This is a genomic window from Myxococcota bacterium (assembly GCA_035498015.1).
GTDB lineage: Bacteria > Myxococcota_A > UBA9160 > SZUA-336 > SZUA-336 > VGRW01.
Genome location: DATKAO010000141.1, coordinates 1 through 19,318 on the forward strand (window position 1 = coordinate 1; position 19,318 = coordinate 19,318).

The 19,318-nt window shown below is 71.2% G+C and carries 20 protein-coding genes; 6 read left to right on the forward strand and 14 right to left on the reverse strand.

Going from position 1 to position 19,318, the window contains the following annotated elements; translation table 11 throughout:
• Window positions 1-1,163, forward strand: a 1,163-nt coding sequence (locus tag VMR86_12605) for a sulfatase/phosphatase domain-containing protein (protein ID HTO07884.1), incomplete at its 5' end; no start/stop codon positions are given.
• Between the two features lie 35 nt (window positions 1,164-1,198).
• Here VMR86_12605 and VMR86_12610 read toward each other — a convergent pair.
• From VMR86_12610 to VMR86_12635, 6 genes are read right to left on the reverse strand one after another with little or no spacing between them, the layout of a single operon-like run.
• Entirely contained in the window at window positions 1,199-1,993 is a 795-nt protein-coding gene (locus VMR86_12610; GenBank protein HTO07885.1) for an enoyl-CoA hydratase-related protein, read from the reverse strand.
• A 10-nt stretch (window positions 1,994-2,003) separates the two neighbouring features.
• The gene (locus tag VMR86_12615; GenBank protein ID HTO07886.1) at window positions 2,004-2,435 is read right to left on the reverse strand and encodes an MAPEG family protein; all 432 of its coding nucleotides are present in this window, start codon (window positions 2,433-2,435) and stop codon (window positions 2,004-2,006) included.
• A gap of 32 nt (window positions 2,436-2,467) precedes the next feature.
• A complete protein-coding gene (locus VMR86_12620) occupies window positions 2,468-3,613 on the reverse strand; it encodes an aminotransferase class I/II-fold pyridoxal phosphate-dependent enzyme (protein ID HTO07887.1) in 1,146 nt (381 codons plus the stop codon).
• 9 nt (window positions 3,614-3,622) lie between these two features.
• The gene (locus VMR86_12625; GenBank protein ID HTO07888.1) at window positions 3,623-4,534 is read right to left on the reverse strand and encodes a hypothetical protein; all 912 of its coding nucleotides are present in this window, start codon (window positions 4,532-4,534) and stop codon (window positions 3,623-3,625) included.
• 6 nt (window positions 4,535-4,540) lie between these two features.
• Window positions 4,541-5,968 (reverse strand): MBOAT family O-acyltransferase, encoded by a 1,428-nt coding sequence (locus VMR86_12630; GenBank protein HTO07889.1) that lies wholly within the window; start codon window positions 5,966-5,968, stop codon window positions 4,541-4,543.
• Between the two features lie 21 nt (window positions 5,969-5,989).
• The gene (locus VMR86_12635; protein HTO07890.1) at window positions 5,990-6,427 is read right to left on the reverse strand and encodes a hypothetical protein; all 438 of its coding nucleotides are present in this window, start codon (window positions 6,425-6,427) and stop codon (window positions 5,990-5,992) included.
• A 133-nt stretch (window positions 6,428-6,560) separates the two neighbouring features.
• Between VMR86_12635 and VMR86_12640 the strand changes: the two genes are divergently transcribed.
• Window positions 6,561-7,028, forward strand: a complete 468-nt coding sequence (locus VMR86_12640; protein HTO07891.1) for a DUF420 domain-containing protein — start codon at window positions 6,561-6,563, stop codon at window positions 7,026-7,028.
• Here the strand turns inward: VMR86_12640 and VMR86_12645 are convergent.
• From VMR86_12645 to VMR86_12655, 3 genes are read right to left on the reverse strand one after another with little or no spacing between them, the layout of a single operon-like run.
• Window positions 7,025-8,515 (reverse strand): NAD-binding protein, encoded by a 1,491-nt coding sequence (locus VMR86_12645; GenBank protein ID HTO07892.1) that lies wholly within the window; start codon window positions 8,513-8,515, stop codon window positions 7,025-7,027. The two genes, VMR86_12640 and VMR86_12645, sit on opposite strands and share 4 nt — an antisense overlap.
• A 9-nt stretch (window positions 8,516-8,524) precedes the next feature.
• Entirely contained in the window at window positions 8,525-9,697 is a 1,173-nt protein-coding gene (locus tag VMR86_12650) for an LLM class flavin-dependent oxidoreductase (GenBank protein HTO07893.1), read from the reverse strand.
• Window positions 9,694-10,308: a TetR/AcrR family transcriptional regulator gene (locus VMR86_12655; protein ID HTO07894.1), complete on the reverse strand. Its 615-nt coding sequence runs from the start codon at window positions 10,306-10,308 to the stop codon at window positions 9,694-9,696. The genes VMR86_12650 and VMR86_12655 overlap by 4 nt, the downstream gene beginning before the upstream one ends.
• Window positions 10,309-10,384: 76 nt before the next feature.
• On the opposite strand from VMR86_12655, the gene VMR86_12660 reads away from it, so the two are divergent.
• Together VMR86_12660 and VMR86_12665 are read left to right on the forward strand one after the other, a co-directional pair.
• Window positions 10,385-11,404, forward strand: a complete 1,020-nt coding sequence (locus tag VMR86_12660; protein HTO07895.1) for an alcohol dehydrogenase catalytic domain-containing protein — start codon at window positions 10,385-10,387, stop codon at window positions 11,402-11,404.
• Entirely contained in the window at window positions 11,401-12,339 is a 939-nt protein-coding gene (locus VMR86_12665; GenBank protein ID HTO07896.1) for an alpha/beta hydrolase, read from the forward strand. The genes VMR86_12660 and VMR86_12665 overlap by 4 nt, the downstream gene beginning before the upstream one ends.
• Window positions 12,340-12,357: 18 nt before the next feature.
• Here the strand turns inward: VMR86_12665 and VMR86_12670 are convergent, their stop codons facing one another.
• The 3 genes from VMR86_12670 to VMR86_12680 form a co-directional block, all read right to left on the reverse strand.
• Entirely contained in the window at window positions 12,358-12,954 is a 597-nt protein-coding gene (locus tag VMR86_12670; GenBank protein ID HTO07897.1) for a TetR/AcrR family transcriptional regulator, read from the reverse strand.
• Between the two features lie 83 nt (window positions 12,955-13,037).
• Window positions 13,038-13,364, reverse strand: coding sequence for a hypothetical protein (locus VMR86_12675; protein ID HTO07898.1), 327 nt, complete (start codon window positions 13,362-13,364; stop codon window positions 13,038-13,040).
• 125 nt (window positions 13,365-13,489) lie between these two features.
• Complete coding sequence (locus VMR86_12680; protein ID HTO07899.1) at window positions 13,490-14,137, reverse strand: TVP38/TMEM64 family protein; 648 nt, start codon at window positions 14,135-14,137, stop codon at window positions 13,490-13,492.
• Window positions 14,138-14,174: 37 nt separating this feature from the next.
• Here VMR86_12680 and VMR86_12685 point away from each other — a divergent pair, with 37 nt between their 5' ends.
• Both VMR86_12685 and VMR86_12690 read left to right on the forward strand, forming a co-directional pair.
• Complete coding sequence (locus VMR86_12685) at window positions 14,175-15,671, forward strand: M23 family metallopeptidase (protein ID HTO07900.1); 1,497 nt, start codon at window positions 14,175-14,177, stop codon at window positions 15,669-15,671.
• Between the two features lie 234 nt (window positions 15,672-15,905).
• On the forward strand, window positions 15,906-16,115 hold the full coding sequence (locus VMR86_12690) for a helix-turn-helix domain-containing protein (GenBank protein HTO07901.1): 210 nt from the start codon (window positions 15,906-15,908) through the stop codon (window positions 16,113-16,115).
• 59 nt (window positions 16,116-16,174) lie between these two features.
• On the opposite strand, the gene VMR86_12695 is transcribed toward VMR86_12690, so the two are convergent.
• Both VMR86_12695 and dusB read right to left on the reverse strand, forming a co-directional pair.
• Window positions 16,175-18,043 carry a serine/threonine-protein kinase gene (locus VMR86_12695; GenBank protein HTO07902.1) on the reverse strand — a complete coding sequence of 623 codons (1,869 nt, stop codon included), beginning with the start codon at window positions 18,041-18,043 and terminating at the stop codon, window positions 16,175-16,177.
• A gap of 90 nt (window positions 18,044-18,133) precedes the next feature.
• Window positions 18,134-19,315 (reverse strand): tRNA dihydrouridine synthase DusB, encoded by a 1,182-nt coding sequence (dusB, locus tag VMR86_12700; GenBank protein HTO07903.1) that lies wholly within the window; start codon window positions 19,313-19,315, stop codon window positions 18,134-18,136.
• Window positions 19,316-19,318: the final 3 nt, after the last annotated feature.

A 19,318-nucleotide genomic window follows, 5' to 3' on the forward strand; every position in this document is an offset into this window, starting at 1 on the left:
GCCGGCTCGACGACATCGGCGGCCCCAACAGTCACAGCAACATTCCCTGGGGCTGGGCTCAGGCGGGGAACACGCCGCTCAAGTGGTACAAGCAGAACACTCACGGCGGCGGCGTGCGCGATCCGCTGATCGTGCACCATCCCGCGCGGCTGCGGCAGCCGGGTGGCTTCCGCCGGCAGTTCTGCCACGTGATCGACCTGGCGCCGACCATCCTCGAGGTCGCGGGCGCGCGCGCGCCCGAGGTGTTCGCGGGCGTGCCGCAGATGCCCGTTCACGGCAAGAGTCTCGTGCCGGCGCTGCACGACGAGCATGCGCCCGCCGCGCGAGACACGCAGTATTTCGAGATGCTCGGTCACCGCGGCCTGTGGCACGCGGGCTGGAAGGCGGTCACCAAGCACCGTCCCGGCGCCCCGTTCGACGAAGACCGCTGGGAGCTCTACCACCTGGAGAGCGACTTCTCCGAGTCGGTCGACCATTCCGCCGATCAGCCCGACCGGGTGAAGCAGCTCGTCGACCTGTGGTGGCACGAGGCGGAGCGCAACGGGGTGCTGCCGCTCGACGACCGCGGCGCGGCGCTGCTGTTCCGGGCGGCTCCGCGCCCCGGGCTGCCCACGTCGCGCTCGCGCTTCGTGTACTACCCGCCGGTCTCTCACATCGTGTCCGACGCGTGCCCCTCCGCGGCGCGCAGCTTCGCGATCACGGTCGAGCTCGAGCATCCGGCGGGCGGCGGCGACGGCGCGCTGATCGCGCGCGGCAACGGCAACAGCGGCTTCGCGCTGTACGTGAAGGACGGCCGGGTCGAGTTCGACTACAACGCCTTCCACGAGCACACGCGCGTCGTTGCGGCGCGCGCGCTCCCGCCCGGCCGCCGCCGGATCGAGCTGCGCGTGAAGCGCGCCGAGGACAAGAGCGCCGAGGTCGACCTGTCCTGCGACGGCGAGACACTGGCGTCGGGGCGCATTCCGCGGCTGCTGGTGATCCTGTCCAGCACCGGCATGGACTTCGGCCGCAGCCCGGCGCCCGTGAACGGCGCGTACGCCGCGCCGTTCGCGTACCCGGGGCGGCTCGAGCGCGTGGTCTTCGACCTGGCGGAGAAGGACACGGCCGGGGACCGCACGGCCGAGGCCGAAGCCAAGGCGCGCGCCGCGATGAGTCGGCAGTGACTGAGGCCGCGAACTGAGCCACAGGCGAACGAACGCTAAGTCCGACGGAAGTCGGGCCTTCTCTTCTCGTTGAATGCGGCGACCGCCTCGCGGTTGTCGGCGCTGCCGAAGCACGCGGACTCGAGCGCGAGTGAGTGGGGGAGCACGCTCGCGGAGATCGAGCGCATCCACTGGTTGATCGCGCCCTTCGAGGCCGCGATCGCCTGAGCGGGGCCTTGCGCCAGCCGGGTGGCGATGGCGAGCGCGCGCGGCATGAGCTCGGCGTCGTCGACCACGAAGCTCACCAGGCCGATGCGCTCGGCCTCCTCGGCGTTCACGCGCTCGCCGGTCATCAGGTAGTACTTCGCGCGGTTCACGCCGACCAGGAGCGGCCAGATCAGCTGCCCGCCGTCGCCCGCGCCGATGCCCATCACCACGTGTGTGTCCGCGAAGACCGCCGAGCGCGCCGCCACGACCACGTCGCACAAGAGCGCGACGGTGGCGCCCAGTCCCATCGCGTAGCCGTTCACCGCCGAGATCACCGGCTTGCTGCACTCGAGCAAGTGGTCGACCACGCGGCGGCCCTCCTCGAACGCCGGCGTGCCGCGGCTGCCCAGCGGCACGCTGCCGGGCGAGAAGTCACCGCCCGCGCAGAACGCGCGGCCCGCGCCGGTGATCACCAGCGCACGCACGTCGCGGTCGGAGTCGGCGTCGCGCGGCAGGGTGGTGAGCTCGTGGTGGAGGTCGCCGTTCACCGCGTTCAGCTTCTCGGGCCGGTTCAGGGTGGCGAGCGCGACGCCGTCCGGCCGCTTCTCGATCCGGATCGTCGAGTAGTTCTTCTGGTCGAGCATGATGGTCCTCCTACGCCGGCTCGCCGGCGCTCGCGAAGATGATCCCGATCAGCCACAGGAAGCTCGCGATCTGCACGAAGAAGAACGCGAAGCGCACCGACACGGCCGTGTCGGTCTGGGCGAAGGCCACGTGCACGAGTGACTGGCAGATGCGGGCGACGAGCACGCAGGTGGCCAGTGTGTCGACCAGCGGCCCGCTGGTCTTGGTGACGTAGAGCCCGAACACGATCGCCCCGAACACCGGCAGGTTCTCGACGCAGTTCGCATGGGCCCGCATCGCGCGCGCGTACCACTCGGACCCTTCGATCCGGTCGGCGCGGAAGCTGCCGATCGGCGCGCGGCCGGAGAGGATCCGGCTCCAGCGGTACACGCCGACGGTCGCCAACAAGAGCACGAGCGTCCAGGCGGCGAAGCCCAGCAACATGACCAGCGGCACGGGCAACGGGTGCGTCATGACCCCATTCTAGACGGGAGCTAGTGCAGGGCGTTGCGCAGTCGCTCGAGCGCCTCGGCCAGGTCCGCGTCCGAGGCCGTGCACGAGAAACGCAGCCAGCCTTCGCCGGCCTCGCCGAAGTCGACGCCGGGAGTCACCGCCACGTGCGCGCGCTCGAGCAGGTCGCTCGCCAGGCGCCGGGAGTCGAGGTCGAAGCGGCGCGCGTCGGCGAACACGTAGAACGCGCCGCGCGGAGTCACCGGCACCTCGAAGCCCAGCTCCTGCAGGCCGCGCATCAGCACGCCCCGGCGCGCGGCGTAGGTGCGGCGCAGCTCGGCGACCGTGGCCGCGCCCTCGGACAGCGCCGCGATGCCCGCGCGCTGCACGAAGCTCGCCACCGAGGTGAACAGGTTCTGCGCCAGGCTGCGCAGCGTGCGCGCCGCGCTCGCGGGCGCGATCAGGTGGCCGAGCCGGAAGCCCGTCATGGCGTAGCGCTTCGAGAAGCCGTCGAGCACGAACGCGTCGTCGCCGAGCTCGAGCGGCGAGGTGACTCGCGCGCCGTCGTACACCAGGCCGTCGTAGATCTCGTCCGAGACCAGCGGCAGACCCAGGCCGTGCAGCGCCTCGAGGTCGGCGCGCGCCTGGACCGCCCCGGTCGGGTTGGCGGGCGAGGCGACCAGGATCGCGCGCGTGCGCGGAGTGAGTCGCGCGCGCACGCGCTCGGGGTCGAGCCGGTAGCCGTCGCGCGCCTCGGTGGGCACGAGCACGGGCACCCCGCCCACGGCGCGGATCAGGTTCGGATAGCAGGCGTAGTGCGGCGTGCCGAGCACGACCTCGTCGCCCGGGTCGAGCAGATACGTGAAGGCCAGAAGGATCGCCGGCGAGGTGCCGGCGGTGACCAGCACGCGCTCGGGGTCGAGCGTGACACCGCTGCGTGTCGCTCGCTCGGCGGCGATCGCCTCGCGCAGCTCGACGAGCCCCCGGCTGTCGGTGTAGCGCGCGGGCTCGTCGCGCAGCGAGCGCGCGGCCGCAGCCTGCGCGGCGGCCGGCGGGGCCGCCTCGGGCTCGCCGATCTCGAGGTGGATCACGCGCGCGCCCGCGCGCTCCAGCGCGAACGCGCGTTCCATGACCTCCATGGCGAGAAACGGGACCACGCTCTCGGCGCGCTTCGAGGCGGGCGGCGGCATGCGCTGGATTTACTCGCGCGCCGCGCGGGCGTCAAACGCCAGGAAGCCGTCGCGCGCCAAGAGCTCCGCGAACGGCACGCCGCCCACCTCGTTCAGGTGCAGCCGGTCGGCGAAGTGCGCGTGGTCGGTGACCGCGTGCCCGTAGTCCCAGATCCGCTCGCCGCCCGCCGCGGCCTGGATGCGCTGGATCCAGCCGTCCCAGTTGCGCGCGTGCGCGACGAACTCCGGGAGATACGGCACCACCACCAGCCGCAGCGCGATCCCGCGCTCGCGCGCCAGCGTGGTCATGCGGCCCAGCGCCGCCAGGTTCTCGTCGCGCGTGGCGAATTCGAAGTCGCTGGCCTGGCGCGCGTCCTCGATCACTGCGGGCGAGATGCGGTAGCGGTTGATCCAGTCCTGGTCGGAGCGGTTGCGGTAGAACAGCACGCGCATGGGGATCTCGCCGTTGTAGGCGTACAGGTGGAACGCGCTCACGGCGCGCGCGTTCAGCGGCGACCACTCGCGCGCGAGCGCCGCGAGCGCCGGCCCCTGGCGCCAGTAACACATCAGCCCGTTCAGCAGCGTGTGCGCGTCCTGGACGTTGGTCACTTCCAGGAGCACCGCGCGCGGCGTCTCGTTGCGCTGCAGGTAGTCGCGCAGCACCGCCTCGGCGACCAGCGTCGACATGCCGTTGTAGGCCAGGTTCAGCACGTGCATGCCGGTGAGTCGCTCGAGCTCGGGCGCGTACAGGCCGTTCACGCCGCGCGAGTCACCGAGCACCAGCAGGTTCGCGGGCTGGCCGCCGCGTGCCGCCACCGAGAAGCGGAACTGACTGCGCAGGAGCTGTGAGTCGAAGAGCGCCGAGAGCGCGCGGTCGCCCGCCAGCACGCAGGCCGCCAGGACGGCGAGGCGGAACAGGGCGGTGCGCAGGGCGTCTCGCATGGGGCCTCAGAACTGGAAGTAGATGAAGTTCGCGCCCGAGAACGTGGCCAGCACCGCGATCCCCCAGACCACCAGCGCCGCGCTGGCCAGCCGTGCCACGGGCCGCGCGCGCAGCCGCGCGACCCATGCGGTCTGGAACGAAGCCAGCTCGACCGCGAACAAGACGCCGCACAGGAGCAGCGCCTTCGCGACCAGGAACTTGTCGGGCACCTGCGCGAACGAGAGCTGGGTGCGCGTCGCGATGCCCTCGATCACCTGCCAGGCGATGCCGAACGTCTGCGCGCGGAAGAAGATCCAGGCGAAGCACACGCCGTGGAACACGAGCAGCCCCGAGGCCAGGCGCACGGCGAAGTCCGGCACGCGCGCCGCCGCGAACGCGCGCGCGAGCGCCGGCCGCAGCGCGCGCTCGACCACGAGATACAAGCCGTGCAGCCCGCCCCAGGCCACGAAGGTCCAGTTCGCGCCGTGCCACAGCCCGCCGATCAGCATCGTGAGCATCAGGTTCACGTAGGTGCGCGCGCTGCCGCGCCGGTTGCCGCCCAGCGAGATGTACAGATAGTCGCGCAGCCAGCTCGAGAGCGAGATGTGCCAGCGGCGCCAGAACTCCGAGAAGCTGGTCGAGAAGTAGGGCCGGTCGAAGTTCACGCCGAGGTCGTAGCCCAGGATCTTCGCCAGACCGAGGGCGATGTCGGTATAGCCCGAGAAGTCGCAGTAGATCTGCACCGCGTAGAAGTAGACGCCGAGCAGGAGCGACATGCCGTCGTGCAGCGGCGGCGCCGCGAACTGTGCGTCGACCAGCGGCGCCAGTGAGTCGGCGATCGCCATCTTCTTGAAGAAGCCCCACAGCGCCTGTTCGAAGCCCGCGGTCGCGATCTCGGCGTCGAACGGCCGGTCGCCGTGCAGCTGCGGCAACAAGTGGCGGGCGCGCACGATCGGGCCCGCCACCAGGTGCACGAACAGCGCGACCGCGGTGGCGAAGCGCAGCAGGCTCGGCTCGGGCTCGATCTCGCCGCGGTACACGTCGAGCACGTAGCTCATGCTCTGGAACGTGTAGAACGAGATTCCGACCGGCAGCAGGATCTGCAGCGTGACTTCGGGCACCTCGAAGCCCAGCCAATGCGCCAGTCCGCGCGCCGAGGCCACCCCGAAGTGGAAGTACTTGAAGAAGGCGAGCAGGGCCAGGTTGGTGGTGAGCGAGACCGCCAGCAGCCGGCGCCGGCGCCGCGGGTCGGGCATGCGGTACACCGCGCGCCCCACGAAGAAGTCGAGCGCGGTCTGGAACCAGAGCAGGGGCAGGAGCCTCCAGTCCCACCAGGCGTAGAAGAAGTAGCTCGCCAAAAGCGTGAGCCACAGGCGCACGACGCCCCGTGTCGCGAGATAGGCGACGAAGAAGGCGGGGAAGAAGACGAGGAAGGCGAGGCTATTGAACAGCAATCACGGCCCCGCCTCGCGACCTCAGTTGTCCTGCTTCTTCAGCTTGATCTTGAGCTCGTGTGTGAGGGAGTCCGTGCCCATCACGCCCGTCAAGGTGATCGACGTGCCCTTGCCGTTGACCGAGCCCGAGAGCGCGAACGCCGGTGAGGTGTTCGCCAGGTTCAAGTGGAAGTTTCCCACGAATCCCGACAGAGCGTTCACCGTGGTGGTGGTCGACGACGAGGTCGGGAGCGGATCGTCATAGCTGAAGGTCACCGCCAGCGCGTCGTCCTCTGCGCCCTGGGCGATCACCACCGACAGCTTGGTGCTGAATTTCTTCTTGGGCTTGAGCGAGCCCGCGACGGACTGGTCCCAGTACGACGACTTCAGGCTGCCGCGCCAGGTTCCGGCCAGGAACGGCACACCCGTGGAGTCGGCGATCGTCAGTGATGGCACGGCCAACACGGAGGCCAGGGTCACGACACCAATCAACAGAGCCGCGATTTTGCGCACAGAGGTCTTCCTCCCACATTCCCCACAAGATCGCGAGGATAGCCCCGGACTTTCGCGTCGCCAGCATCCGCCAGCGCCACGTGGGATATCCTGCGCGCGGATGCAGCTCGATCCCAAGGTCGCGTACTGGACCGGTGCGTTCGTGAACATGGTCGCGGCGCTGGCGATCGCTGCATTCGGCGCCAGCCGGATTCGCCGCGCCGAGATCCCGAGCCACGCGCGCTCGATGAAGATCGCAGTCACCCTGGTGGTGCTCTTCGTGGTGTCCTACGCGGTGAAGCTGCGCGTCTTGGGACGCGAGGCGCTCGAGCTGTGGGAGCCGCGCTTCGTGCACGTGCTGCGCTTCCACGAGACGTGCATCGCGGTGATGGTGCTGGCCGGCGGCACGGCGCTGTATCTCGCCACGACCCGGCGCCTGGCCGACACGCCCGCGCCCGAGCGCATGGCCGAGCGCGCCCGGATCGCGCGCATCCACCGTGCCTGCGGCTGGACGGCCCTGGTGGCGTGCGGTCTGGGCGCGCTGAGCGCGGGCTACGTGCTCTACGGCATGTACGCGCGCCTGTCCTAGGCCGCGCTGCGCAGTATCTCGACCATCTCGCGGCGCGTCGGACCTTGGGCCAGCGGCGGCTTGCTGTGGCGCTCGTTCCAGGCCTTCAGCACGGCCTGGAAGACTTCGGGCCGTTTCATCAGGTCCTGCGGTGCGTCGAGCAGGGTCAGGACGCGCATGAACGCGCGCAGCACCATCATGTTCTCGCGCAGCGCGTGACCGAGGCCCTCGCGCATGAGCGAGCGCATGAAGGCCTTCGGGTCCTGCGAGCCGTCGGGGCGCTCCAACTGGAAGGGATTGCCGCCCGCGCGCTGGATCGCGTCGACCTCGATCGCGTCGCGGTCCTGCTGGAGCTGGATCTCGTACCAGGGCACGATCTCGCGCTCCACGAGTGAGTCGAGCAGGAGCGAGAGAGCGCGCGGGTCATCGGGCTCCTTGCGCAGCGCCTCGGCCAGCAGGAAGGCAGACACCCAGCCGAGCGAGCAGCCGCGGCCGGCGATCGGGTTGGTGTGGATCAGCGCGTCGCCGAGCGCGACCACGCCGGTCGCCAGCGGCTGGCCGTCGCGCACGAGATAGCGCCGCGTGTTGCGCAGGCCGGCCATGCCGTGCACGTCGGAAATCGGGTCCGCGACCGCGGGGTCGATCCAGCCGCGCAGGATCGGCAGCGCGGCGGCGGAGCGGTCGAAGCCGTGCGGGCGCAAGAGACTGCGCAGCACGTCGTCGTCGGGCGAGGCCGCGAGCGTGACCGAGAAGATGCGCGCGTCGCCCGGGAAGATGCCGACCTTCATGTAGCCCAGGTCCTGGCCCATGCCGTTGGTGAGTGGCGGTGGCGAGGCGCCTTCGCGCAGCTTGTAGAAGCGCGAGCTGTAGAAGATGCCGCAGGGCTCGGAGTCCTCGCGCGGCCGCTCGGCGCCGATCGCCTCGAGCCAGTCGGCGAGCTTCGAGCGCCGGCCGGTGGCGTCGACCACCAGGTCGGCGCCCAACAGCTCCTGCTCGCCGTCGCCGCGGTTCACGTGCACGCCGATCACGTGCGGCGGCCCTCCGCGCGAGTCACTGGCTTTCGCCAGGCCGATCACGTCGTCGCCGTCGCGGAAGTCGACGCGGCCGGAGTCGATCACGTGGCGGCGCAGCACGTACTCGAAGGTGATGCGCCGGCAGGCCAGCAGCACGATGTTCTCGTCGCCGGGCTCGGCCACCGCGTCGGGAATGGTGCGCCGCGCCATCTGCATGAGCGGCAGCTCCTCGGCGCCGCAGGCCACCAGCTTGTCGAGCAGGTCGGGCGCGTGGTCGCGGATGAGACAGTAGAGCCGCGCCAGCAGCGCGTGCGAGTGGCGCACCTGCGGCGAGCCGCGCCGGTCCCAGCGCTCGAAGGCCTCGACGTGCGACGCGGGCATGGGCGTGGCGTCGCGCTCGAGCACGGTGACGCGATGCCCCTCGTTCGAGAGCGCGAGGGCCGCACCCAGGCCCGTGACCGAGCCGCCGACCACGACGATGTGTTTCGGAGTCACGGCGCTCGCTCAGCTCTGCGTCTTCGCGCTCTGCTCGGCGGCGTGCTTCTGGATTTCCTTCATCACCGCGCCGCCCGCCTCGGCCATGATGCGCGAGCGGTTCTCGATCGCGTAGTTCAGGCTCTTCTCGCGCAGGTCGTTGGTCTGCTGGAAGCGGGGCATCACGTGGCGCGCGATCAGCTCGTAGCTCTTGTGAGTCGCCTTCTGGTTCGCCCACTCGTGCGCGAGCTGCAGGAAGCAGCCGTAGCCGCCCGACTGCTTCTCGAGTCTCTCGAGCTGCGCGATCGCGTCTTCCGGCGTGCCGATCACCGCCATGCCGATCTCGATCAGCCTGTCGATCGCCTGGTCGACGGGCACGCCCGCGTCGACCAGCGGCAGGGGCGAGATCTCGCGGAAGTAGCGGGCCCAGTTCAACAGGCCGAACTTCACGTCCTCGCGCGCCTGTTCGCGCGTCTCGGCCACGTGCATGGGCGCGACCAGGCGCCAGCCGCGGCGCGAGACGGTCTTGCCGAACTGCCGCGCGCGCTCCTCGCAGATGCCCCAGGTGTTGGCGAGCGCGTTGAAGCCGCCGGTGGTCGTGGCGCCGATCGACAAGAGCGACAGGCCGAACTCACCCGCGGCGCGCGCGCCCGCGGGAGACACCTGGTTCGCGACCGCGATCTCGACGCCTTCCTCGGCGTAGGAGCGGAGCTGCAGGTGCGCTTCGCGCAGCTCGAACCACTCGGTCTTCATGCTGACCGTCTCGCCGTTGAGCAGCGGCACGAGCGCGCGCAGTGACTCGAGCATGCGGTCCCGCTGGGTCGAGGGGTCGATACCCATCATGAACGCGTCGGTCGGCAGCGCGCCGGGCCCGACGCCGAACATGGTGCGGCCGCGCGTCTGCAGGTCGAGCTGGCGGATGCGGTCGGCCAGGATGAACGGGTGGTGGTAGGGCAGCGAGGCCACGCCCGTGCCGAGCTTGATGCGCCGCGTGCGCTCGGCGGCCGCGGCGATGAACACCTCGGGCGAGCCGATGATCTCGTAGCCGGCCGAATGGTGCTCGCCGATCCAGGCCTCGTCGTAGCCGAGCGAGTCCAGGTGCTCGACCAGCTCGAGGTCGCGCGCCAGCGCGAGCGCAGGGTTCTCGTGCTCGGGGTGGAACGGAGCCATGAAGATGCCGAAGCGCAGTCGCGATTGAGTCACTTTCGATCTCCTGTGAGTCCGTGGAATACGACTTCGAAGAACTGGGCGCGCGCCTTCTCGGGAGTCACCTGGCCTTCCTGCCACACGCTGCCGGAGAGGATCGCCGCGGCGGTCGACATCACGACCGCCACGCACAGCCGCGGGTCGATGCCGCGCCGCAGCTCGCCGCGCTTCTGGCCCCGGCGCACCAGCTCCTCGAACAGGGCGTGCAGGTGGCGCTGCTCGGGCGGCGAGGTCGAGGCCTGCGGCGTGGCGAAGAACTCGCGCAAGAGCGCGGTCATGACGTCGGCCTGCGAGATCAGCCGCTCGGAGATGTGCTCGACCAGCGCGCGGATCTCGCTGACCGCGCTCTTGCGCGGCTCGTGCAGCCCGGCGCGGAAGTCGTCGGCGACCTGGCGGTTCCACTCCCAGAGCAGCGCCGACTTCGCGGGGAAGTGCAGGAAGAACGTGGCGCGCGCCACGTCGGCGGCGGCGCAGATCTGCTCCAGCGTGACGGCGTGGAAGCCGCGCCGGCCGAACAGCTCCATCGCCGCGGCGAAGATCTCCTGGCGCGTGCGCTCCTTCTTGCGCGCGCGGCGGGTCACCAGCGGGGCGGTGGCGGGGGCCGTCACGAGCTGAATCCTATTCCATAACTAGACTCGAGTCCATTCGTGGTTCATGATGCATCCTCCCCAGGGAGGAGCCGTCATGCACGCCGCCGTCTTCCACGGCATCGGAAAGCCACTCACGATCGAGGAACGCCCGGACCCCAAGCCCGGACCGGGCGAGCTGGTGCTGCGGGTGAAGAGCTGCGGGATCTGCGGCTCCGACCTGCACGCCGCTTCGCTTCCGCCGGGGCTCCCGGCCGGCACGGTCATGGGCCACGAGTTCTCCGGTGAGGTGGTCGAGGTCGGCTCCGAGCTGCGCGGGCTGTGGAAGCCTGGCGACCGCGCGTGCGCGCTGCCCTGCATCGGCTGCGGCAAGTGCCGCGCCTGCCTCGACGGCGACGTCGTCGCGTGCCCGGCGCTGCGCGCGACCGGTCTGGGTCAGATCCCGGGCGCCTACTCCGAGTACGTGCTCACGGGCGGGCCCGAGTCACTCAAGCTCCCGGCCGGCGTCTCCTTCCGCGAGGGCGCGCTGGTCGAGCCGCTGGCCGTCGGCCTGCACGCGGTGAACCTGTCGAAGCTCGTGCCGGGCGAGCGCGTGATGGTGATCGGCGCGGGGCCGATCGGCCTGGCCGTGACCGCCTGGGCGCGCTTCTTCGGCGCGCGCGCCGTGGTGGTGAACGAGAAGGCGCCCGGGCGGATCGCGCTGGCGGAGCGCTTCGGCGCGACGGCGGTGGCCGACGTCTCGAAGGAGGACCCGGTCAGCGTGTTCCAGCGCGAGACCGGCGGCCCGCCCGACGTCGTCTTCGAGTGTGTCGGCATCCCCGGTCTCCTGCAGCAGTGCATCGGCATGACGCGCTCGCGCGGGCGCGTGGTGGTGGTGGGGGTGTGCATGCAGCCCGACATGATCTTCCCGGCGATGGCGGTGATCAAAGAGGTCGAGGTCAAGTTCGTGGTCGCCTACCACCGCCGTGACTTCGAGCTCGCGATCGAGATGCTCGATCGCGGGCGCATCGTGGCGCACGACATGATCACCGACGTGGTCGGCCTCGACGCGTTCCCCAGCGCCTTCGAGGCGCTGAAGATGCCCACCCACCAGTGCAAGGTGATCCTCGAGCCATGACCGACTTCCCGCAGCCGCGCTTCGTGCGCGCCAACGGCGTCCGCCTCGCGGTCTACGAGCAGGGCCGCGGCTTCCCCGTGGTGTTATCGCACGGCTTCCCGGAGCTCGCGTACTCGTGGCGCCACCAGCTGCCGGCGCTCGCCGCCGCCGGCTTCCGCGCGATCGCGCTCGACCAGCGCGGCTACGGCGCGAGTGACTCGCCGGAGGCGGTCGAGGCCTACGACATCGCGCAGCTCACCGGCGACCTCGCCGGGCTGCTCGACGCACTCGACCTCGAGCGCGCGGTGTTCTGCGGCCACGACTGGGGCGGTATGGTGATCTGGACCATGGGCCAGCTGCACCCCTTGCGCGTCGCGGGGCTGATCGGCGTGAACACGCCCTTCCTGCCGCGGCCGCCGGTCCCGCCCCTGCAGATGCTCGAGCAGACCATGGGCCCCGACCACTACATCGTGCAATTCCAGAAGCGCGGCGACGCCGACGCGCGGCTCGCGAAGGACGTGCGCCGTGTGTTCGACGTGCTCATGCGCTGCGGCATCAAGCTCGGCGACCTGGATCTCACCGGCGGCATCCGCAACCTCGCGGCCGTGGTGGAAGAGGGCGTGGTGCGCGGCCGCCCGCTGCTCACGGACGCCGAGCGCGACGTGTTCGTGCGCGCGTTCGAGCGCACGGGCTTCAGCGGCGGAATCAACTGGTACCGCAACATCGACCGCAACTGGCGACTCACCGAGCACGCGCCGCAGACACTCGACTGCCCCGCGCTCATGGTCACGGCCGAGGACGACTTCGCGCTCCCGCCGGCGCTCGCCGAGGGCATGGAAGCGCGCGTGCCCAGGGTCGAGAAGGTGATGATCCGCGACTGCGGTCACTGGACGCAGCAGGAGCACCCCGCCGAGCTCAACCGGATCCTCGTCGACTGGCTGCGCCGGACTTACTGACGTTCGTCCGCCTGCGGCTCAGGCCGTGCGGACGGACTGCGGCAGGATCGCCAGCGCGGCGCGCGTCACGGAGTCGACGAACTGCTTCGAGTCCGCGGGATCCGAGCACAGCCACATCTCGACGTGACCGTGCACGGTCATGATCAGCGCGCGCGAGATCGCGCGCGCCTCCTCGGCGCCGAAGTACTTGTCGAGCGCGCGCGTCGGCCGTTCGAGCACTTCCTCGAGTGACTTGCGCATCAGCTCCGCGACCTGCGCGTCGCGCATGCTGAGCCCGATCAGCTCGTGGATGCAGCCCAGGAGCGTGCGGCGTTCCGGCGCGAAGATCGCCGCAATGGCGGCCTCCGTGCGCGAACGCGGCGAGGGGCCCTTTTCCGCCGGCTCGACGATCTCCCGGTACAGCCCGAGCGCGAGCTGCGCGACTTCGTGCAGCAAGTGCTCTCGCGACCCGAAGTGATACAGCACCGCGGGCTTGCTCGTGTTGGCCTCTTTCGCGACCGCCGCCAGCGACGCGCCACTCAGCCCCTCGCGACCGATCACGCGCACCGCTGCCTGGAGGATCGCCTCCCGAGAAGCCGCGCCGCGGCGAGAGGTCCCAGCGACTCCCTGCTTCATCGCTCGATCCTCCAGAATCATTGCCACCCCGGCATCATACTCCCCCGCGCGAAACGAAGTGAAAGGGGGGTGCCGAACGGGTGTCAGACCGGAGGATCGATCTCCCCGGCGCGACTCAGCTCGGCCTCGACCGCGCCCGCGATCTCTTCCAGCTGCTCGAGCGTCAGCGCGCGGCGCAGACGGGCCACCAGCGCGCTGAACGCTTGGGCGTCTTCCGTGAACGCCGAGTCAGTCACTCGGGTCTCGGTCTTGGGCGACTCGAGCATGGGCACGATGCGGATCACGTCGCCGTGGAGCTCGATGATGGCCGGCAGGGCCCGGCCGGTGGAGGGGTCTGCGACCTCGATCTCGCCGCGCCGGAGCAGCCGGCGCAGGTAGCCGGCCTGCTGTCGCGGGGTGGGGGTGGACATCGCCGCAGGCCGGGTGCAAGCGACAGGCCAGTCACGCCGCGCGCGCCGCTGCCGCGCGGCGGTTCCCGACCGGCAACTCGTGCGCAACTCGGGGAAGCTCGCTTCCCTCGCAGTGGAAGCGCGAGTCAGCCCGGCTCGCCCGTGGCCTGCGCGAGCGCGCGCCGTGCCGCGCGCGCGACCAGGAACACCACCCCCGCCGTGACGGGCAGCCCGACCGCCAGCCGCCAGCCCCAGCCCGCCGTGGCCACGGCCGAGCCGAGATACACGTAGACGAACGTCCAGGGCAGCATGCCCGCGCACGCGAACGCGTAGTCGAGGAAGCGCACGCGCGTGAGCCCGAGCAGGTAGTTCCCGGCCGCGAACGGGAACAGCGGCGAGAGCCGGAGCAGGAAGACGATCCAGAAGCCCTGCTCGCCGATCGCGCGATCGACCGCGCGGAAGCGCGGGTCGCCGGCCAGCCGGCGCTCGACCCAGCCGCGCAGGAAGGTGCGCGCCAGCAGGAACGCCGCGCATGCGGCGAGGCTCGCGCCCACGAACACGTACACCGTGCCGGCCGCGAGCCCGAAGACCGCGCCCGCGCTGAGCGTGAGCACGACGCCGGGCACCAGGGCCAGCGCCGCCGCCACGTAGCCCGCGATGAACACGACCGGTCCCCAGGGCCCGAGCGTGGCGACCCAGCCCGACAGATCGTTGATCGCGCGCGCGATCTCGGCGTGGTACCAGACCGCAGCGGCGACGAGACACAGCGGGATGAGAATGCGCAGGACCGACATCGGGAGAGATCCTCTCACAGGGTGATAGGATGCGCGCGTGGCCTGGCGCGCGTGGGGTTCGATCGCCGTCGCGGCGGCGCTGTGCGCCGCGCCCGCGCGCGCGAACGGGCCGATCGGCGACGCGCCGGTCTTCGCGCGCATCGAGGCGCTGCGTCCGGTCGCGGCGGCGCTCAGCGTCGACGGCGACGGCTCGGACTGGGGCGCGATCCCCAACTTCACCGACCCCGCCGGCGACGCGGGCGGCGACCCGTCGCGCGACATCGTGGGCTTCGCGATCGCGCCGCTCGCCGACTCACTGGTGGTGCGCATCCAGACGGCCGGGCCGCCTTCGAGCTACGACCTGTCGTTCTGGCTCGACATCGACTTCATGGGCCAGGAGCCGCTCGATCTCGAGATCGGCCTGTATGCCGGCTTCCCCGACATTCTGTGGACCTACCCCGAAGGGGGTACGCCGTTCTTCCAGACCTTCAATGATTCGCAGCTCGCGATCGGCAACGTGGTCGAGGCGCGCATTCCCTACGCGGTGATCGCGCCGCTCCTGCCCGCCGACATGGCGGCGGCGCTCACCGGGCCGAACGCCCGCAGCTGGGTGCGAGTCACTCCGTTCACGATGGACTACTCGCAGGCCTCGGTGCCGCGCGTGGACACCGGACCCGCGGTGGCGTCGTTCCGGCTCGTGCCCACGCCCTACGCGCTCGACCCGCCGCTGCCTGCGCCCGGTACGCCCGTGCCGGTGCCGCCCGCGCTCGCCGACCAGATCTACGTGGGGCAGGGGGCGTTCGGCCTGGGGAGTCACGCCGGCTACTGGGCGTACGACCTGAACCAGGTCGACGCGTTGCTCCACCCCGACGCGAACTCGCCGAGCCCCAACCTCGCCGACTACTACAGCTTCGGGAAGCCCGTGTACGCGCCGCTCGCCGGCGTCGTGACTTCGCTCGACAGCCACAATCCCGACCTGCCGCCGCGCAGCGCGGCCACGGGCAACCCCAACTTCGTGACGCTCGACATCGGCGGCGGCAACTCGCTGTTCTTCGATCACCTGAAGCAGGACAGCATCACCGTCGGGCTGAATCAGTCGGTCGCGGCGGGACAGCAGATCGGCAACGTGGGTCACTCGGGCTCGAACACCTGGCCGCACCTGCACCTGGGCGGCGTGCTCACGGCCGACAACTCACAGAGCTATCCGCTGGCGCACACCGAGGTCGAGGTCGGGTTGAACCCCACGCCCTCCGACCCGTGGCTGCGCTGGCTCCCGGTCTGGGCGCTGCGCGAGGGCATGTTCGAGAAGCCGGCGGGCGCGCTGTGCGGCGACGTCCTGGTCGACCAGGTGCTGAACGCGGGCGACGTGTCCGCGCTGCGCGCGCGCCTCGCCAACCCGACCGGCGCCCCGCTCTCGGCCGACGGCGAGCACCGCTGCACCGTGATCGGCGCTCCGCACGCCTGCGGCGTCATCGACGCCACCATCGTGCGCCGCAAGCTCGCGACGCTCGCCCCCGGCATCTCCCAAGTCTGCCCCGCTGCACTGGGCACCTGAGCGCGCCATCCGCGCCCGGGGCCGGGCTCGAGCGCCGGCGCGCGGCGCGCCCGAAAGCCCTTTTCTTTCCGAAGCCTTACACGGCTGCGCAAAAAATGACTAAAGGAGTTGGCGACCCTGACGAAACGTTTTCATAGAGGGCGGGGCTGACCGGGGTTGATCGGTGGTGAAGGTCAAAAGACCCGCACAGACAAAGGCGGCCGCAAGGGCCGAACAATGGGGGGAGAATTCACAATGGCGGAGAATCTGATCACGGTGCGCGAGGCGGCGAACTTCCTGCGCATCTCGGCGCGCACGGTCTATCGCCTGATCGAGTCAGGCCAGATCGGCGCGGTCCGGATCGGCAAGCAGTGGCGCATTCCGGCGAACGATCTTCCGGGAGTCACGATCGTCGACGGTCCCAACGGGCCGCAGCTGCAGACGCACGCAGCCTCGAACGCCTGATCCAAGCAGGCGACTGAAACTCGCGCCGGCTCTCGAAGAGAGGGCCGGCGCGAACTGTTTCAGGCGTCGTCCAGCCTGCGCAGCGGCCGGCCGGGGAACAGCTGCGACGCATCGCTCGCCTGCTTCGCCACGTCTTCGAGCTCCTCGCGCAGCTCTAAGCCGATCCCGTGCAGCGCGCGGCGCTCGTCTTCGGGCTCGAGCATGTCCTGCGCGCGCAGTCGCGACAGCGACGCCGCGCACTCGAGCATGGCCTGGACCAGACGGCTGCGCGCGCTGTGGTAGAGCGCGCGACTCTCCATGAGTCCGGGCGGCGGCTCGTTGCGGCGCTCGCCGTGGAGCTGCAGCGCGTCGAGCACGCCGTCCTGGCGCGCCAGCTCACTCGCGGCGTCACAGCCGCACAACAGAACGGCCGTGAGCTCCGAGCGGGCGCCATCGGAGACCTCGCCCGCGCACAGGCGCACCCACAGGTCGCGGCCGATGCGCAGGAGCTCGATCAGGAGCTTGCGGCCCTGGCCGACCTGCAGGCGCGGCATGGCATCGGAGACCGCGCGCACCAGCGCGGCGGGCGGCGGCGCGTCGCTCTTGTCGCCGAGCAACGTCTCGCGCTGGATCCACGCCCAGCCAGCGATCAGCGCCGCCACGGCCGGAACGATCGAAGCCAGGAGCAGGAGCGGGAAGCCCGCGTACGCGGCGCTCGCGCCGGCCAGCACGGTGGCGGCCGAGAGCGCCATGCTCCAGTAGGGCAGCGCCAGCCAGGCGCGGTCGAGGGGCAGCGCGCGTGACTCGACGCCCCGCCCGCGCAGCCGCATCACGAGCACTTCGGCGTGCGCGGCCGAGACACGCACCAGCGCGCGCTGGGCGTTGGCCGCGCTGCGCAGCGCGAGCTGAGTCGCGGGAATGCTGGTGAGCTCCGACAGCAGGCGTCGCTGCGCGTCGCGCGCCTCGCTGCCCTTCGCGGGCACGACCAGCACCAGGGTGTCGGCGGCGCCGCCTTCCACGTCCTCGCAGTGCGGGCACACGGCGCGGCCCAGGGTTCCCGGCCGGCGGCACAGCACGCACACGCGCAGCGCGCGGCCCTCGCCCGAGTCCTCGCCGCGGCTCTCGAGCGAGCGCTGCGACAGCGCGCGGCCCAGGCGCTCCGCGGTCTCGAGCCGGTGACTCGGCTCGGCGCGCGTCGCGCGCGCCACGATCTCGTCGAGCCACTCGGGCACGTCGTCGCGTTTCTCGCGCGGGTGGTAGCCGCCCGCCAGCGGCGGCGGCGGCAGGTTCGGGCGCTGGCCCTTGGGCACGTGCCCCACGAGCGCGAAATACAGCACGAGCCCGAGCGAGTACACGTCGGAACGCGGGTCGGCGAGCTGGCCCTCGATCACCTCGGGCGGCAGGAACGCCGCCAGCGTGACCGGGTCCTCGGGCAGAGTGAGCAGCGCCTGGCCTTCGAGCCGCGCGCAGCCGAAGTCGGTGAGTCGCGCGCGGCCGCCCGCGTCGAGCAGGATGTTCTCGGGCTTCAGGTCGTGGTGCACGACCCCGCAGCGGTGCGCGGCGGACAGCGCCTCGGAGACCTCGATGCCCAGCCGCGCGACCGCGTCGGGATGCATCGGGCCGTCGGCCGCGATGGCCGCGGCGAGTGACCGCCCCGCGACCAGCTCCATCGCGATCAGGCTCCACGAGCCGTGGTCGACGAGCTCGATCGGGCGGATGATCCCGGGGTGCGCGAGCGCGCGCACGATCTCGGACTCGCGGCGCAGGCGCTGGCGCGCGAAGTGAGCGGTCTCGGGCGCGAGCGCGAGCAGCTTCAGCGCGACGTCGCCGCCCGAGCGGCGGTCGCGCGCGCAGTACACGATCGAGCGTTCCCCGCGGCCGAGCTCACCGGTGAGCTCGTAGCGGTCGGCGACGATGGAGCCCGACGGCAGGCCGAGCGGCGCTTGCATCTCGAGATTTTCGGCGCGCCGCTGTGTGAGCTTGACACCGTTTTGCGCACGGCTGCGCCAGCGCGCAGACCTGGCGCAGCTGACACGCAGCTAGCCGCCCGAGGTCGGGTCCTCGGCCTCCGCACCGGGCGGTGTCTCGTCGTCGGGATGCTCGAGCCAGCCCTCGGGCAGGGCCACGCGCTGGGTGCCGCCGCTCTTGCCGCGCGGCGCGCGCACGGCGACCGGCGAGAACGGCTCGTCGCGGTCGATCCCCGCCAGGATCCCGCCCAGCTCGGCCAGGCTGCGCACCTCGCACAGCCGCACGCGCAGCGCCTTGCTGTCGCGGAAGCCCTTCGTGTACCAGGTGGCGTGCTTGCGGAAGCCTCTCAGGCCGAAAGACTCGCCGAACCAGGCCGCCAGTAACTCCGCGTGCGCGGCCATCAGGTCGGCGACCTCGCCGAAGCGCGGCGGGTCCTGGGGCGCGCGGCCGTCGAACACGTCGGACAGGTCGCGGAACAGCCAGGGCCGGCCGAGACACCCGCGCCCCACCACGACGCCGTCGCAGCCCGTGGTGCGCATCATGCGCAGCGCGTCCTCGGCCTCCCAGACGTCGCCGTTGCCCAGCACGGGAATGCCGCGCACGGCGTCCTTCAGGCGGGCGATCTCGTCCCAGCGCGCCGCGCCGTCGTAGAGCTGCGCGGCGGTGCGCGCGTGCAGGGCGATCGCGGCGCAGCCCTCGTCCCGGGCGATGCGGCCGCAGTCGAGATGGGTGGTGTGTTCGTCGTCGACGCCGATCCGGAACTTCAGCGTGACCGGCACGCCGCGCGCGCGAGTCACTGCGGCGCGCACGATGTTGCGCAACAGCCGCGGGCGCAGCGGCAGCGCGGCCCCGCCGCCGCGGCGAGTCACCTTGCGCACGGGGCAGCCGAAGTTCATGTCGATGTGGTCGACGCGCGCCTCGCCCACCAGCCATTCGACCGCCCGGCCCACGTACTCCGGGTCGACGCCGTAGAGCTGCAGGCTGCGCGGCTTCTCCTCGGGCGCGAAGCCCGCGAGCCGCAGTGTCTTCTCGTTGCCCTCGACCAGCGCGCGCGCGGTGATCATCTCGGACACGTAGAGGCCGGCGCCGAAGCGCTTGCACAGCGTGCGGAAGGGCGCGTTCGTGACCCCGGCCATGGGCGCGAGCACGACCGGCGGCCAGACCTGGAGCGGACCGATCTCGAGCGCGCCGAACTCGCCGCGCCGGGCGGGCGGGACGTCGCGATTCAGCGCGCTGCGGTACTTCTCGTCCATGCG

Coding starts and splice junctions, on each gene's coding strand:
- VMR86_12660 (HTO07895.1), top strand. CDS start 10,385: ATGCACGCCGCCGTCTTCCACGGCATCGGAAAGCCACTCACGATCGAG.
- VMR86_12690 (HTO07901.1), top strand. CDS start 15,906: ATGGCGGAGAATCTGATCACGGTGCGCGAGGCGGCGAACTTCCTGCGC.
- VMR86_12625 (HTO07888.1), bottom strand. CDS start 4,534: ATGCGAGACGCCCTGCGCACCGCCCTGTTCCGCCTCGCCGTCCTGGCG.
- VMR86_12680 (HTO07899.1), bottom strand. CDS start 14,137: ATGTCGGTCCTGCGCATTCTCATCCCGCTGTGTCTCGTCGCCGCTGCG.
- VMR86_12665 (HTO07896.1), top strand. CDS start 11,401: ATGACCGACTTCCCGCAGCCGCGCTTCGTGCGCGCCAACGGCGTCCGC.
- VMR86_12620 (HTO07887.1), bottom strand. CDS start 3,613: ATGCCGCCGCCCGCCTCGAAGCGCGCCGAGAGCGTGGTCCCGTTTCTC.
- VMR86_12695 (HTO07902.1), bottom strand. CDS start 18,043: ATGCAAGCGCCGCTCGGCCTGCCGTCGGGCTCCATCGTCGCCGACCGC.
- dusB (HTO07903.1), bottom strand. CDS start 19,315: ATGGACGAGAAGTACCGCAGCGCGCTGAATCGCGACGTCCCGCCCGCC.
- VMR86_12610 (HTO07885.1), bottom strand. CDS start 1,993: ATGCTCGACCAGAAGAACTACTCGACGATCCGGATCGAGAAGCGGCCG.
- VMR86_12670 (HTO07897.1), bottom strand. CDS start 12,954: ATGAAGCAGGGAGTCGCTGGGACCTCTCGCCGCGGCGCGGCTTCTCGG.
- VMR86_12640 (HTO07891.1), top strand. CDS start 6,561: ATGCAGCTCGATCCCAAGGTCGCGTACTGGACCGGTGCGTTCGTGAAC.
- VMR86_12675 (HTO07898.1), bottom strand. CDS start 13,364: ATGTCCACCCCCACCCCGCGACAGCAGGCCGGCTACCTGCGCCGGCTG.